The organism is Polaromonas sp. (assembly GCF_039930745.1).
Classification (GTDB): Bacteria; Pseudomonadota; Gammaproteobacteria; order Burkholderiales; family Burkholderiaceae_C; genus Polaromonas.
The window spans coordinates 41,719-56,485 of the sequence record NZ_JBDTTH010000008.1; the positions used below are offsets into that span (position 1 = coordinate 41,719).

At 61.7% G+C, this 14,767-nt stretch carries 11 protein-coding genes; 1 reads left to right on the forward strand and 10 read right to left on the reverse strand.

Annotated elements, in window-relative coordinates:
* Positions 1 to 5 precede the first annotated feature (5 nt).
* From ABI660_RS04870 to ccsA, 8 genes are all read right to left on the reverse strand, one after another.
* Positions 6 to 140: a hypothetical protein gene (locus tag ABI660_RS04870; protein ID WP_348065520.1), complete on the reverse strand. Its 135-nt coding sequence runs from the start codon at positions 138 to 140 to the stop codon at positions 6 to 8.
* 40 nt (positions 141 to 180) lie between these two features.
* Positions 181 to 1,386 carry a ribonucleotide-diphosphate reductase subunit beta gene (locus tag ABI660_RS04875; protein WP_348065522.1) on the reverse strand — a complete coding sequence of 402 codons (1,206 nt, stop codon included), beginning with the start codon at positions 1,384 to 1,386 and terminating at the stop codon, positions 181 to 183.
* A gap of 132 nt (positions 1,387 to 1,518) precedes the next feature.
* Positions 1,519 to 4,425, reverse strand: a complete 2,907-nt coding sequence (locus ABI660_RS04880) for a ribonucleoside-diphosphate reductase subunit alpha (RefSeq protein WP_348065524.1) — start codon at positions 4,423 to 4,425, stop codon at positions 1,519 to 1,521.
* 402 nt (positions 4,426 to 4,827) lie between these two features.
* Positions 4,828 to 5,415 (reverse strand): 1,6-anhydro-N-acetylmuramyl-L-alanine amidase AmpD, encoded by a 588-nt coding sequence (gene ampD / locus ABI660_RS04885; RefSeq protein ID WP_348065526.1) that lies wholly within the window; start codon positions 5,413 to 5,415, stop codon positions 4,828 to 4,830.
* Positions 5,402 to 6,796 (reverse strand): sigma-54 dependent transcriptional regulator, encoded by a 1,395-nt coding sequence (locus ABI660_RS04890; protein WP_348065528.1) that lies wholly within the window; start codon positions 6,794 to 6,796, stop codon positions 5,402 to 5,404. The genes ampD and ABI660_RS04890 overlap by 14 nt, the downstream gene beginning before the upstream one ends.
* Before the next feature lie 15 nt (positions 6,797 to 6,811).
* Positions 6,812 to 8,539, reverse strand: coding sequence for an ATP-binding protein (locus ABI660_RS04895; protein WP_348065530.1), 1,728 nt, complete (start codon positions 8,537 to 8,539; stop codon positions 6,812 to 6,814).
* Positions 8,536 to 8,778 (reverse strand): PP0621 family protein, encoded by a 243-nt coding sequence (locus ABI660_RS04900; protein WP_348065532.1) that lies wholly within the window; start codon positions 8,776 to 8,778, stop codon positions 8,536 to 8,538. Before ABI660_RS04900 ends, ABI660_RS04895 begins: the two co-directional genes overlap by 4 nt.
* The gene (gene ccsA, locus ABI660_RS04905; protein WP_348065534.1) at positions 8,775 to 9,575 is read right to left on the reverse strand and encodes a cytochrome c biogenesis protein CcsA; all 801 of its coding nucleotides are present in this window, start codon (positions 9,573 to 9,575) and stop codon (positions 8,775 to 8,777) included. The genes ABI660_RS04900 and ccsA overlap by 4 nt, the downstream gene beginning before the upstream one ends.
* A 76-nt stretch (positions 9,576 to 9,651) precedes the next feature.
* Between ccsA and ffh the strand changes: the two genes are divergently transcribed.
* Positions 9,652 to 11,010 (forward strand): signal recognition particle protein, encoded by a 1,359-nt coding sequence (gene ffh, locus ABI660_RS04910; RefSeq protein ID WP_348065536.1) that lies wholly within the window; start codon positions 9,652 to 9,654, stop codon positions 11,008 to 11,010.
* 92 nt (positions 11,011 to 11,102) lie between these two features.
* On the opposite strand, the gene mdoH is transcribed toward ffh, so the two are convergent.
* Positions 11,103 to 13,100 (reverse strand): glucans biosynthesis glucosyltransferase MdoH, encoded by a 1,998-nt coding sequence (gene mdoH / locus ABI660_RS04915; RefSeq protein WP_348065538.1) that lies wholly within the window; start codon positions 13,098 to 13,100, stop codon positions 11,103 to 11,105.
* The gene (locus ABI660_RS04920) at positions 13,076 to 14,653 is read right to left on the reverse strand and encodes a glucan biosynthesis protein G (RefSeq protein WP_348065540.1); all 1,578 of its coding nucleotides are present in this window, start codon (positions 14,651 to 14,653) and stop codon (positions 13,076 to 13,078) included. Before ABI660_RS04920 ends, mdoH begins: the two co-directional genes overlap by 25 nt.
* Positions 14,654 to 14,767: the final 114 nt, after the last annotated feature.

A 14,767-nucleotide genomic window follows, 5' to 3' on the forward strand; every position in this document is an offset into this window, starting at 1 on the left:
CTTGATCACATTGCAAAGAGCACTTCACGTTTGGAGTACGCGAAGCGATTCACGGCGTTGGGCTGTCGGCGAACCGAGCCCAGCGCCGCGAACAGGGGAGCAAAGCCCAGCGCGCACTCTTCGGTGGCGTCGCTGGTCATTGCAAGTCTGGAAATCATTGTTGTGCCTGTTGTTGTCTCTTCAATCCCAGGACAGAGCACCACCGGACTGGTACTCGATCACACGGGTTTCGAAAAAGTTGCGTTCCTTTTTCAGGTCAATCATTTCACTCATCCATGGAAACGGGTTCTCCTCATTGGGGAACAGCGTTTCCAGGCCAATTTGCGTGGCCCGGCGGTTGGCAATGTAGCGCAGGTAACCTTTGAACATGGACGCATTGAGGCCGAGAACACCGCGCGGCATGGTGTCTTCCGCGTAACGGTATTCCAGCTCTACTGCCTTCATGAACAGGGCCTTGATCTCAGCCTTGAACTCGGCGGTCCACAGCAGTGGATTTTCCAGCTTGAGCTGGTTGATCAGGTCGATGCCGAAGTTGCAGTGCATGGACTCGTCGCGCAGGATGTACTGGTATTGCTCGGCCGCGCCGGTCATCTTGTTCTGCCGTCCCAGCGCCAGAATCTGCGTGAAGCCGACATAGAAGAACAGGCCCTCCATCAGGCAGGCAAACACGATCAGCGACTTGAGCAGGGTCTGGTCGGCCTCGGGCGTGCCGGTCTTGAAGCTGGGGTCGGAAATCGCTTCAATGAAGGGAATCAGGAACTGGTCCTTGTCCTTGATCGACTGCACTTCGTTGTAGGCGTTGAAGATTTCGCCTTCGTCCAGGCCCAGGGATTCGGTGATGTACTGGTAGGCGTGGGTGTGGATGGCTTCTTCGAAGGCCTGGCGCAACAGGAACTGGCGGCACTCGGGCGCCGTGATGTGGCGGTAGGTGCCCAGCACGATGTTGTTGGCGGCCAGCGAATCGGCGGTGACGAAGAAACCGAGGTTGCGCTTGACGATGCGGCGCTCGTCTTCGGTCAGGCCGTTCGGGTCTTTCCAGGTCGCGATGTCGCGCGACATGTTGATCTCCTGCGGCATCCAGTGGTTGGCGCAGGTGGCGAGGTACTTCTCCCACGCCCACTTGTACTTGAACGGGACCAGCTGGTTGACGTCGGTCTGGCCGTTGATGATGCGTTTGTCAGCGGCCTTGACGCGATGAGCTGTCGGGGCAACGACTGCTGGTGCTGCACGAGTGCCTGAGGAAGCCAGGGCGCTGTCGTCCAGCATGCGCGGTGCAGTGTGGGACTGCAAAGAAAGAGGCGGAAGTTCCATCGAGCGGCCTTCAGGAAGGCTGCTGGTCAAAGATTTTTGCAACGATGGTTTAGCTTCTTCGTCCCAAGTCAACATAGATGTTTCCAATAAGTTGGATTATGAAAGCAGCGATACAAAATGAAAAGTGTTCATTCACATCGCTATAAATTAGTGTTGCTCAATTACATCGAATCAGTTACCGAAAATTCCGGTGCGCTGCCCCGATTTTTATTGGCAGGCCTCACAACCAGGATCATCGATCGCGCAAAACTTGATGTCGGTCGCGGGCGATGCACTCATCTGCGCCTGCGCTGTGGCAGCAGCGGCATCAAGTGCATTCATGCTGCCGGTGTCACTGGTATTGCCGGAAGCAACGGCATTCATCTTGCCGGCTTTCACCGTGGATTTCTCGGCGTGCGTGGCGCTCATGGTGCGCAGGTAGTAGGTTGTTTTCAGGCCACGCAACCATGCCAGCTTGTAGGTGTCGTCAAGCTTCTTGCCGGACGCGCCCGCCATGTAGATGTTGAGCGACTGCGCCTGGTCAATCCATTTCTGACGGCGTGAGGCCGCCTCGACCAGCCAGGTGGCGTCCACTTCGAAAGCGGTGGCATACAGCGCTTTGACATCCTGTGGAACGCGGTCGATGGGGCGCAGTGATCCGTCAAAGTGTTTGAGGTCTACCACCATCACGTCGTCCCACAAGCCCAGGCGCTTGAGGTCGCGCACCAGGTAGTGGTTGATGACCGTGAACTCGCCGGACAGATTGGATTTGACCGAAAGATTGCCGAAGCAGGGTTCGATGCAGGCATCAACGCCGATGATGTTGGAGATGGTGGCGGTCGGTGCGATGGCCACGCAATTGGAATTGCGCATGCCATCTTTGGCGATTTTTTTGCGCAGGGCATCCCAGTCCAGCGTGGCCGAACGATCGACTTCCACATAACCGCCGCGCTCTTTCACCAGCATGTCCAAGGTGTCCAGCGGCAGGATGCCCTGGTCCCACAGCGAGCCCTTGTAGCTGGTGTATTTGCCGCGCTCTTTGGCCAGTTCCGTAGAGGCCCAGTACGCGTGGTAGCAGACGGCTTCCATGGATTTGTCGGCAAACTCGACGGCGGCGTCCGATGCATAGGGAATGCGCAACTCGTACAGGCAATCCTGAAAACCCATGATGCCCAAGCCGACCGGGCGATGCCGCATATTGGAGTCGCGAGCTTTTTTGACGGCGTAGTAGTTGATGTCAATCACGTTGTCCAGCATGCGCATGGCTGTGGTGATGGTCTTCTTGAGCTTCTCATGATCGACTGCACCGTCCTTCAGGTGCTGGACCAGGTTGACGGAGCCGAGGTTGCAGACTGCGGTTTCAGTGTCGCTGGTATTCAGGGTGATCTCGGTGCACAGGTTGGACGAGTGCACGACGCCGACGTGCTGCTGGGGCGAGCGCACATTGCAGGCGTCCTTGAAGGTGATCCAGGGATGGCCGGTCTCGAACAGCATCGAGAGCATCTTGCGCCACATGTCGATGGCCTGCAGTTTGCGGGCGGGTTTGATCTCGCCGCGTTCGGCCTTGGCTTCATAAGCCGTATAGGCTTTTTCGAACTCGACACCGAATTTATCGTGCAGATCGGGCGTGTCCGACGGCGAGAACAATGTCCAGCTGCCTTTTTCCATCACGCGGCGCATGAACAGGTCGGGAATCCAGTTGGCAGTGTTCATGTCGTGCGTGCGGCGGCGGTCGTCGCCGGTGTTCTTGCGCAGTTCCAGGAACTCCTCGATATCCAGGTGCCAGGTTTCCAGGTAGGCGCAAACCGCGCCTTTGCGTTTGCCGCCCTGGTTGACAGCTACGGCGGTGTCATTGACCACCTTGAGGAAAGGCACGACGCCTTGTGACTCGCCGTTGGTGCCTTTGATATGGGCGCCCAGCGCGCGCACCGGGGTCCAATCGTTGCCCAGGCCGCCGGCGAATTTGGACAGCAGCGCGTTTTCCTTGATGGCATCGTAAATGCCGCCCAGGTCGTCGGCCACGGTGGTCAGGTAGCAGGAGGACAGTTGTGAACGCAGGGTGCCGGCATTGAACAGTGTGGGTGTGCTCGACATGAAGTCGAACGAGGACATGATTTCGTAAAACTCGATGGCGCGGGCTTCACGGTCGATTTCGTCAAGCGCGAGACCCATGGCCACCCGCATGAAAAATGCCTGAGGCAGTTCGATGCGCTGCTTGCGCACGTGCAGAAAGTAACGATCGAACAGAGTCTGCAGGCCGAGGTAGTCAAACTTCAGGTCGCGTTCGGGCTTGATCGCGGCACCCAGGCGGACGAGATCAAACTGCTGCAGTTTTTCATCGAGCAGCTCGTTCGCCACGCCTTTGGCGATGAACTCCGGGAAGTACTCGGCATAACGCGTGGCCATGTCTTCCTGGGTGACTTCCTCGCCCAGCACCTCGCGGCGGATGGTATGCAGCAACAGGCGCGCAGTGGCGTAGGTGTAGTCCGGATCTTTTTCTATCAGGGTACGGGCCGCCAGGATGGATGCTTTATAGACCTCGTCGATGGGAACACCGTCGTACAGGTTGCGCATGGTCTCGGCAACGATGGGGTCCGGCTTGACATCGGCACCCAGGCCGGCGCAGGACGCTTCGATCAGGGCCTGCAGTTTTCCGATGTCCAGGGAAATTTTCTTGCCGCCGTCCAGCACATGCAGCTGCGGAGCCTGAGTCACCGGGGTCTGCGGCTGGCGGGCGCGCTCCTGTGTGCGTTTCTCGCGGTACAGCACATAGGCGCGGGCAATTTCATGATGGCCGCCGCGCATCAGGCCCAGCTCGACCTGGTCCTGCACGTCTTCTATATGGAAGGTGCCGCCACCTGGGCGGGAGCGCATTAGCGCGCGCATGACGGCCTGGGTCAGTCCGTCGACGGTTTCGCGCACACTGGCCGAAGCTGCACCCTGGGTGCCATGCACGGCCAGGAAGGCTTTCATCATCGCGACAGCGATCTTGTTCGGCTCAAACGGAACCACGGCGCCATTGCGGCGAATGATCTGGTAATGGGTCAGCGAACTGACGTGGGCGCTGCTGGCAGGAGACTGGGGTGCGGCGGGCATGCCGGCGGGAGCGGGTGCTGCATGTTGGGCTGTTTGCATGTTTTCCTCGTTGTGCTTTGTTGTTGGTAAGTTCGATGTGACTCAGGGAAGGGCGAAGGGCGGACTGTTGCCTGGGCTGGCTTGGTGGCGGGCTTTCCTTGGGCTGTGGGGCACCTGAATCCATCCATGGGGAATATGGGCTAAGACACTATACCTAGGGTCTGGAGTGATTTCAAGCACTACAGGTAGTGTATCGGCCCTTCATCGCCCCGTCACGCGCAGGTTACTTTTTGTGGCTTTTTTCTGAAGGTAAAAATGCACGCCTTTGGGAGCGTCATGCGCCGATCTGGCGCGACGGTGCATGCTGCCTGCCACATGCCGATCACGTGTTGGCGCGCCCTGCGGGGCGATCAGGCCGTCGATGGATGCATGCGGCCGAGGCTTGTGCCGAAGCTGTCCCTCTCAGCTGATCTCGGGAAAACACTTAGCCGGCAAACCCAGCGAAGCTTGCAGCCTGGTCCAGTCGAAGCCCGCGCCCGGATCCTGCTTGCGCCCGGGCGCGATGTGTTCGTGGCCCGCGAGATGGGCCACCGGATAGTGGCTCAGCAGCGCCGAACAAATGCTCGTCAGGGTTTCGTACTGCGCGGCTTCGAACAACCCGCCCTCCAGCCCTTCGAGTTCTATGCCGATCGAGTCGTCGTTGCAATTGCTCCTGCCGCGGTAGCTGGACCCGCCCGCGTGCCAGGCCCGCTCATCGCAACTGACAAACTGCCACAGTTCGCCGGAGCGGGTGATGAAGAAATGGGAGGACAACTGCAGTCCCCGCAGGCTTTCAAAATAGGGATGCGCATCCCAATCCAGCGTGTTGGTAAACAGGCGCTGCACCTGGCCGGTGCCAAACTCACCGGGCGGCAGGCTGATCGAGTGGACAACAATCAGGTCGATGACGCTCGCTGTGGGGCGGGGACCAAAGTTGGGGGAGCCCAGCGACCGGGCATAGCGGTACCAACCTTGCCGCCACAGCACCTGCGCCGCTTCATGCCTGCTCATCGGCCGCTTCATCGCCATTGGGCGTCACGATATTCAGGCGGGCGATGCGATAGCGGATCTGGCGCAGGCTGATACCGAGCTTGGCCGCAGCCGCCGTGCGGTTGAAACCGGTTTCCTGCAGGACCTTGGACAGGATGTTGCGCTCTTGCCCATCAAGGAAATCCTGCAGGTTTTCGGGCACGGCAACATATTCGGCCGGCGGGGATTCGAGGTGCAGGTCGCCGCTGTCACCGAGCGCGACAGCGCGGTGCAGGATGTTTTCGAGTTCCCTGACATTGCCGTTGAAGGGATGCCGCTGCAAGGTAGCCAGGATCTGGCCCGAAAGGTCAGGCATGTGAACGCCCGACTCCCTGCAGATTCTTCCGAGCAGCTCCTTGCACAGGGCTGGCAGGTCTTCGCGGCGTTCGCGCAGCGGCGGCACGCTGATCTCAATCACGTTTAGCCGGTAATACAAATCCTGGCGGAAGATACCGGCCGTCACCGCGGCACCCAGGTCCTTGTGGGTGGCGCTGACGATGCGCACATCGACCATGTCCTCCTGCGTGGACCCGAGCGGCCGGACGACTCGCTCCTGAATCGCGCGCAGCAGCTTGGACTGCATGGCGAGCGGCAGGTCGCCAATTTCGTCGAGAAAAAGGGTGCCGCCCTTGGCCGACTGGAAATAGCCAAGCCTGTCTTGCGCCGAGCCGGTATAAGCTCCTTTGCGTGCTCCGAAAAACTCTGCCTCCAGCAGATTTTCAGGGATCGCTCCGCAATTGACGGCGACAAACGGTCCCGCCGCGCGATGGCTGCAGTCGTGCACGGCACGCGCGACCAGTTCTTTACCGGTTCCTGACTCGCCCTGGATCAATACCGGCGCCATGCTGCTGGCAACCTTGACAATGCGGGCCTTGACTGCCTGCATCACGGCCGATTCGCCGACCAGGCGTTGCAGTGTAGGCGCTGCTTCTCCGGGCCGGACTGCTTTCGCCAGTGCCGGGCCAGTTGCTTCGCTGTCGGGCTTGCCGCGTTCCTGGACAGCTGCCGCCACCACGCTGCGGAACTGCTTGAGGTCCACCGGCTTGGTCAGGTAGTCAAAGGCGCCGGCCTTCAGCGCTTCCACTGCGTTTTCGGCGGACCCGTGTGCTGTGATGACCACGCAGCGCTCGGAGCGCTGCTGGGCCAGCATGTCACGCAGCAGCTCCAGTCCCAGCCCGTCCGGCAGGCGCATGTCGGTGATCACCGCGTCGAAGCGCTGTTGTTGCAGCTGGGTGCGGGCCTGGGCCAGATCTGCCGCCGCCTCAACGCGATAACCTTCGCGCAGCAGCGTGAGTTCATAAAGGGTACGCAGGTCGGGCTCATCGTCCACTACCAGTATGTGCGCCGGAGTCGGGAGGGTCATGGTGTGCTCATCAGTTCAAGCTGACATTGTGTCAAAACCTGTCCGGGGGAAAGCCTCTCCGGCCCGCGCGGAGCGGAAGAGGACAAAAAACTCGTTGCCTTCCAAGGTGTTGCGCATGACCCGCTGGTAGCCAATCTGGGCGCCATGGCGTTCGCAGAGTTCCCTGCAGATGTACAGGCCCAGGCCGCTGGATCGGCTTTCCGACGAGAAGAATGGCTCGAACAGATGCGACTGCACGGTTTTTTCGAGGGGCTGTCCATCGCTCCAGATGGACAGCCTGGCTTGTCCTGATGCCGTGACGTCTGTGGCAACCTGTATGGCGCCGCTCGTCGCGCTGGCATACCGCGCGGCATTGTCGAGCAGATTGACCATCAGGCGGCGCAGGTGTTCGGCTTCGAAGAGCACGGCAGTCCGTCCGGTGCCCGGGTGCACCTGCAGGCGATGACCCGATGCGGTTTGCTGTGTCCAGTCTGCGCAGATCTGCTGCACCATGCCATCGAGTGGCAGGCTGTCGGTCTGCGCCAAGGGCGCCTGCTCCTGGACGCGCGAGATATTGAGGATTTCCTCCACAATCCGGGCCAGCCGTTGCGCATTTTGCCGCACCATGCTCGTCAGTTGCCTGTGCCCTGCATCGGGCAGGTCTTCTTCCAGCAGGGCGTTGGCCTGTGTGATGGCGGCCAGCGGATTCCTGATTTCGTGGGCCACCGCGGCAGACATGCGCCCCATCGCCGCCATTTTTTCCGTACGTACTCGTGCCTCCATTTCCCGCAGGTCTTCCAGGAACATCACACACAGGCTTTCATGCGAGCCATCGCGTGAGGCCGCCAGTCGTGTACGCACCTGCAGGCGGCGGGCATGGCGTGAGGCGTGCTCCAGGCTCACATCGGCCTGTTGAGGGCTGTGTTTATCGAAGGTCATTTGCGCCAGTTTGGCCAGTGGTTGCCATGCCGCCTCGGCGGCCAGTACAAAAGGAGCCGACCGGGCGCTTCCCTCGGTGGCCAGCAAACGCCGCGAGGCAGGGTTGGCCGCACGGACGATGCCGTGTGTGTCGATCACCAGCACGCCATCGGCCAAGGTATCGATGACCAGCTCATTGACCTGGGTCTGCATGCGCGCGGCCGACTGGCTGCTCCGGGCGCGGTTTTCTTCCCGCGAAAGGCGCAGGGCCAGCTGGTTGGCCAGCAGGGCCACAATGAAAAAGCCGGACCCGCTGAGGCCTGCCTGGAGAAAGCGTGCCGTCGCATCGCCCGGCAGTTGCAGAGACGTCCACCAGGCATCGGCCAGCAACAACAGCGTCACGCTCGCGGCGGTACCGAGCGCCAGCAAAATGGGCCCCAGCACAGAGGCCAGCAATACCGGCAAGGCAAACAGCGCTGTGTAATTGATGGCGCCGGACTGCAGGAAATTGAGTGCCGAAAACGCCAGCACATCGACCCCGACTGTGGATACCCACTGTGCGTCGAAGTTGCTGCCCGGCGGTCGCGGATGGGCCCATACGCGCACGGCCAGTGCGGCCACAAAATAGACCATACACAGCGCGATCATGACCTGGCTGACCGGTTGGCCCAAGGCATAGATGAAAGCCTGCAGGGCGAGCAGCACAACGGCCAGCATAACGCGCGCCGCCATGAAAGCGCGCCACAGGCGGCCAAAAGATTCGCCAGGCTCCGACTCCCAGGCGCCCGCTTGCTTTTCTACCGGACCAAACCAGGAGCTGGGTGCTTCGGCGCGGTCTTTTCTCATCCGCCTTCAGCCTGCCGGCGATGGGCGTCGCTGCAGTAAAGCCCCTGACCGCCGGGCAGGGCATCAGCACGGGGCAGGTGCACCGCGCAGACCGCACAAGCCACCACCTCGGTGGCCGCCGGCTGGCCAGGACGAACGGCGGCTTGCCGCGGCGGCTTGCCTGGTTGTCCGGCTTGCCGGTTGCTTCGCCAGATCCAGACCACCACCAGTGCCAACACAATCACGATCAGGTATTTCATGCGCGCCTCAGGATAACTTCAAGGACAAAACGCGAGCCCACATAACCGAGCAGCAACAGGCCTGAACCCAGATAAAGCACCCGCACCGCCTGGCGCCCGCGCCAGCCCAGGCGCGCCCGACCGGCGAGCAGACCGGCGAAGGTGATCCAGGCCAGCACCGAAAAAATGGTTTTGTGGTTCCATTGCCCGGCCAGCCCGGGACCGTAGAGGGTTTCGGCAAACAGCCAGCCTACCAGCAGCGTCGCGGTCAGCAGCACAAAGCCGGCCTGCACAAAGCGAAAGGTCAGCCGCTCGAGCGTCAGCAGTGGCACGCCCGTATCGGGCTGCGCGGCCGAGCGGATGGAGCGTTCGGACCGGTTCATCAGCCAGCCATGCACCACGGCTGCGGCGAACAGACCGTAGGAGGCAATGCCCAGCGCCCAGTGCAGGGGCAGCCAGGGAGACGCGATTACATGGTAGGGGGTGCCAGGAAATACCAGCGCCAGAGCGACGGCCACGCTGCCCAGGCCGGCCAGCGCCCAGCGCGCCTTGAGTTGCGGAAACAGCCGGCTTTCCACGGCATAGACACTCAAGACCAGCCAGACGGTCATGGAGAGGGCGGGCGCGAAACCAAAACGCGGCGGCTCGCCGAGCAGCCCTTCTGCCAGGGTGAGAGCGTGCAGCAGCCAGGCCATGAACAGCACGCCCCGTGTGGCGCCATTGCTTAATCGCGGGGTAGCCAGTGCCAGAATGGCATAGGCCAGCGCAGCGCCTATGGCCGTGGCCAGCCCCCACCAGGCGCTCAAAGTTAAAATCATGGCTACAGTTTAGCTTCTGGGCCAGACGCCTGGTCCTTCTTTCACCTCCTTTTCGCTCCAGTTGTGGAGCTTATTCATGGCCTCTGCCCTTACCGACAAACTTTCCCGCCTCGTCCAGGAAATGCGAGGCCAGGCCCGCATCACCGAGTCCAATGTCCAGGACATGCTGCGCGAAGTGCGCATGGCGCTCCTGGAAGCCGACGTGGCTTTGCCGGTGGTGCGCGACTTCATTGCCCGCGTCAAGGAGAAGGCGCTCGGCCAGGAAGTCATGGCTTCGCTGTCGCCGGGGCAGGTGCTGGTCAGCATCGTTAACCGCGAGCTCGCCGCCACTATGGGCGAGGGTGTCAGCGACATCAATCTGGCGGCCCAGCCGCCGGCTGTGATCCTGATGGCCGGCCTGCAGGGCGCCGGTAAAACCACCACCACCGCCAAACTGGCCAAGCACCTGATCGAGAAGCGCAAAAAGAAAGTGCTGACGGTTTCCGGCGACGTTTACCGTCCGGCGGCCATCGAACAGCTCAAGACCGTGACAAAGCAGGCCGGTGCGGAGTGGTTTCCAAGCTCGGTTGACCAGAAACCGGTGGATATTGCGTTAGCCGCGCTGGACTATGCGCGCAAGCATTTCTTTGACGTGCTGCTGGTCGATACTGCGGGCCGGCTGGCCATCGACGAAGCACTGATGGCCGAAATAAAGGGCCTGCACGCCGCGCTGAACCCGGTTGAAACCCTGTTTGTCGTGGACGCCATGCAGGGCCAGGACGCGATCAACACGGCCAGGGCTTTCAAGGAAGCGCTGCCGCTGACCGGCATCATCCTGACCAAAACCGATGGCGATTCGCGCGGCGGCGCGGCGCTCAGCGTGCGCCAGATCACCGGCGCGCCGATCAAGTTCTCGGGCACCAGCGAAAAAATCGACGGCCTCGAGGTGTTCGATGCGCAGCGCCACGCCGGGCGCATCCTCGGCATGGGCGACATCGTCGCCCTGGTCGAGCAGGTCACGGCCGGTGTGGACATGGCGGCGGCGCAAAAACTCGCCGCCAAGATGAAGTCCGGCAGCGGCTTTGACCTCAACGATTTTTTAAGCCAGCTGCAGCAGATGAAAAGCATGGGCGGCCTGTCGAGTCTGCTGGAAAAGCTGCCGGCGCAGATGGCTGCCAAGGCTGGCCAGGTGGACATGGACAAGGCCGAAAAAGACATACGCCGCAAGGAAGGCATCATCCAGAGCATGACGCCGCTGGAGCGCCGCAAGCCCGAACTGATCAAGGCCACGCGCAAGCGCCGCATTGCCGCCGGCTCTGGCGTGCAGGTTCAGGACGTCAATCGCCTGCTCAACGAGTTCGAGCAGATGCAGGGGATGATGAAAAAGATGAAGGGCGGCGGCATGATGAAAATGATGAAGCGCATGGGCGGCATGAAAGGCATGCCGAAGTTCTGATTTCTCCATGTTTTCGAGAGAAAACAGCCTCCAGCCCTTATACTGCGGGCGCAAGCAGCTATCAAATAGATAGTGTCAACGTCCTCATGCGTTCAGATGGCCCTGACCCTGCGTCGCGGCTGCTGGCTGGCATGCAGCCAGGCACGGCGCAGAACCGCCGGAGATTTCGATTCCTCGGGAATCAGCAGATAGTTGTTGGTGCGCATGGCAACGCCCATGCCCACCTGGCTGGTCAGCACCGTCATCGGAATGGCGAGCAGCAGCGGCAAGCCCACAGGCAGCAGCCAGACCAGGGCGCGCGGATCAATCAGCGTGATGCCGGCCGCCAGCAGAATAATGACCATGCTCATGGGGGAGAGCTGTTGCAGCGCGATGCGCCATGGAACCGCTGTCGCTTCACGCGGAGGCGATTTCCATTCCAGCTTGAGCCCGGTCAGCGCGACCAGCACAAACATCGAATGCGCCAGCATGCGGATGGGTGCCTGCAGCAGGGCGATCAATGTTTCCAGCACTGCGCTGCGCAGCAGGCTGGCCGTGCCGCCGTAGGCTTGCTGCTGGCGGTTGATCAGCACTGCCGCAAGGCCCAGCACGCGCGGCAGAAACAGCATGCACAGGGTCCAGGCCCACAAGGTCAGCAGTTCGCCGGGCAGCAGCGCCCAGTTGCTGACCATGGGCGAGCCCGATAGCCAGAGCGCCGTTCCCATCGTGAGGAAACACAGCCACAAAGGCGCCGACAGGTAGGCCATGGCACCGGTACCGAACATGGAGCGGTGCACCGGGTGAATGCCGGGTTCGGCAATCAGGCGCGAATTCTGCAGGTTGCCCTGGCACCAGCGGCGGTCGCGCTGCAGTTCGGCCAGCAAATCGGGTGGCTGCTGCTCGTAGCTGCCCACCAGGTCGGCCACCAGCCAGACGTGGTAACCGGCGCGGCGCATCAGCGCGGCCTCGACAAAGTCATGCGACATGATGCTGCCCGACATGCCGCCTTTTCCCGAGATATGCGCCAACGCGCAATGCTGCATGAAGGGTTCGATGCGGATGATGGCGTTGTGGCCCCAGTAGTGCGACTCGCCCATTTGCCAGAACTGCATGCCCAGCGTGAACAGGCGGCCGGTCACGCGCGAGGCAAACTGCTGTGCGCGTGCATGCAGCGTCATGTGGCCAATGGCCTGGGTCGCGGTCTGGATGATGCCGGCCGTCGGATTGGCTTCCATGAGTTTGACCATGGACACCAGGCAGTCGCCGCTCATCACGCTGTCGGCATCGAGCACCACCATGTAGCGGTAGTCCTTGCCCCAGCGGCGGCAGAAATCTGCCACGTTGCCGGCCTTGCGGTCGGTGCGGCGTTTGCGCAGGCGGTAGTAAACCTCGATTTGCGGCTGGTCAGGGTGGGTGGCCAGCTGGGTCCGCAGGTCTTCCCAGGCGGCGCGTTCGGCTTTCTGTGTGGCTACGTCGCTGGTGTCGGACAGCACAAACACATCGAAGGCCTGGACGTGGTCGGTGGCTGCCACCGATTCACAGGTGGCGCGTAAGCCGGCAAACACGGTGCGCACGTCTTCATTGCAGATCGGCATGATGATCGCCGTGCGCGTGCCTGCGGCCAGCGTGTGGCGCTGCACTTTTTTGGCCGACAGGGCATGTTTGTCTCCGCGCACCGTCACGTAAAAACCCATCATGGCCGTCATGAAGCCGGTTACCACCCAGGCGGACAAAAGCGCAAACAGCGTGATCTGGCCGTATTGCAGCCCTGCGCTGTCATAGTCGGGCTGTATGCCGGCAAACAGGCGGGTCGCCATTGCCGTGCTGAGCACGGTCAGCAGGATAAACACTGCGCGTCGTCGCAGGGCCGCCTGCTGCCAGGGTTGGCGTTCTGCACTGGCTGGCGCGGGCGGCGCCGCGGCTTCGCCTTTTCCCAGCAGGGGAAGCAGCACGGCAGTGCCCAGGCTGTTCCAGAAACCGCGCCATGGCCGCGGCACCATGCTGCCGCGGTGTATGGGCGGTGCCGTCACGGAATTCGGATGGCGTTCTTCCCGCAGCGGGCTGCGCCGGCCGGGATTTGGGGCATTCAGGGTGTGATCAGGTTGGTCCATGTTTCTGTCAGTGTGTTGGTGTCGTGTTGGAGGAAGGCGCGCAGCTCAATCGGCTGGGCGGGCTGGTTGGGGGAGGCGTCCAGTCGCTGTACCCGCAGGCTCATGCGCCAGGTGCCGGTGGCTGGGTTGCGGTGGGTGATGCTTTCCAGCACGCGGGCGTTGCTGCTGGCCGTGGTAATGGCCTTGACCTGGGCGTCTGCGGGCAAGGCGTCCAGGGCGGGGCCGGCAAAGTCGATGACAAACTGGGTTTGCCGGCCCAACTCCTCGGCGCTGAGCTTGCTGAAACCGATGCCGCGGCGTGATTGGGTGACCCAGCCGTTGGGCGGCCGCTGCTGGCTTTTCCCCTGCCAGGCGATCTGGTAAGCGAGGTCTAGCGATTGGCCAGGCGCCGGCATGTTTTCCGGAACCCAGTAGGCAGCGACGTTGTCATGGGTTTCGTCGGGTATCCCAAATTGCAGCAGCTCGACGCGGCCTGCACCCCATTCGCCCAACGGGGTCACCCAGGCGCTGGGCCTGAGCTCATAACTGGCTTCGGTGTCCTCGTAACTGCTGAAGGCACGGTCGCGCTGCATCAGGCCAAAGCCCTTGAGGCTTTTCATGCCGAAAGACGTCACCAGCGGCGAGGCCGGATTTTGCAGTGGACGCCACAACCATTCGCCGTCACCGGTGGCGACCATCAGGCCGTCCGAATCGTGCACTTCAGGCCGGAAGTCGCCAGGGCGGGGCTGGTTTTCACCGAAATAAAACATGCTGGTCAGCGGCGCCACACCCAGGGTGGCGACCCGGGGGTCGGCACCCGCGCGCATGAAGATGCGGGCATGCACTTCGGTCACAGTCTGTTCGCCGGGACGGATGTCAAAGCGGTAGGCACCGGTCATGCGCGCCGAATCGAGCAAGGCGTAAACCGTGATCTGCTTGGCATCGGCGGTCGGCTTTTCCAGCCAGAAATCGGTAAAGCGTGGAAACTCTTCCTGTTTTGCGCCGGTCGTGTCGACGGCCAAGCCGCGAGCCGACAGGCCATAACGCTGGCCGGCGCCCAGGGCGCGAAAATAACTGGCACCCAGGAAGGTGATCAGTTCGTCCTTGTAGGCCGGTGAGTTCAGTGCCGTGTGGATGCGAAAACCGGCATAACCGATGTCGCCCCAGCGCGCCGGGTCGAGCTGGTTCTTGCCGTAGCTGAAGTTGTCGGTGCTATACGGCAGGGTCTTGTTGCCCAGGGCAGACAGCTCGTGGATGCGGACCGGTTCGGCCTGCCGGCCGACATGGAAAAACTTGGCTTCGTAGGGCAACTGGTCGGCCCGCCACAAAGCCTTGTCGTCCTTGAAGCGGATGTCGCGCAGGGCGTCGTATTCCATGCCGACCAGTTCTGCCGGCAATGCGGGGCGCTCCTGTTGGCGGGGTGTATTGGCCCGCTCGCGGGCTAGCTTGGCAACATCGTCCAATGACCAGGCGTGGGCGCTGGCCAGGCCTGCACACAGTCCAAGCAAGGCAAAAAAACGGGCCAACGGTGCCCAGGGACGCGGGATGGCAGGACGGGATAAAACAGCTTGCATCGGTGGTCTAGGGCAAACCCTGTGCCAACCTGGAAAAACTGTTTCAAATCAACGGCTTAAATCATTCCACCCGCTTTGTAGCTCGCGAGGAGTGCCAGAACAGCGGGTTTACCC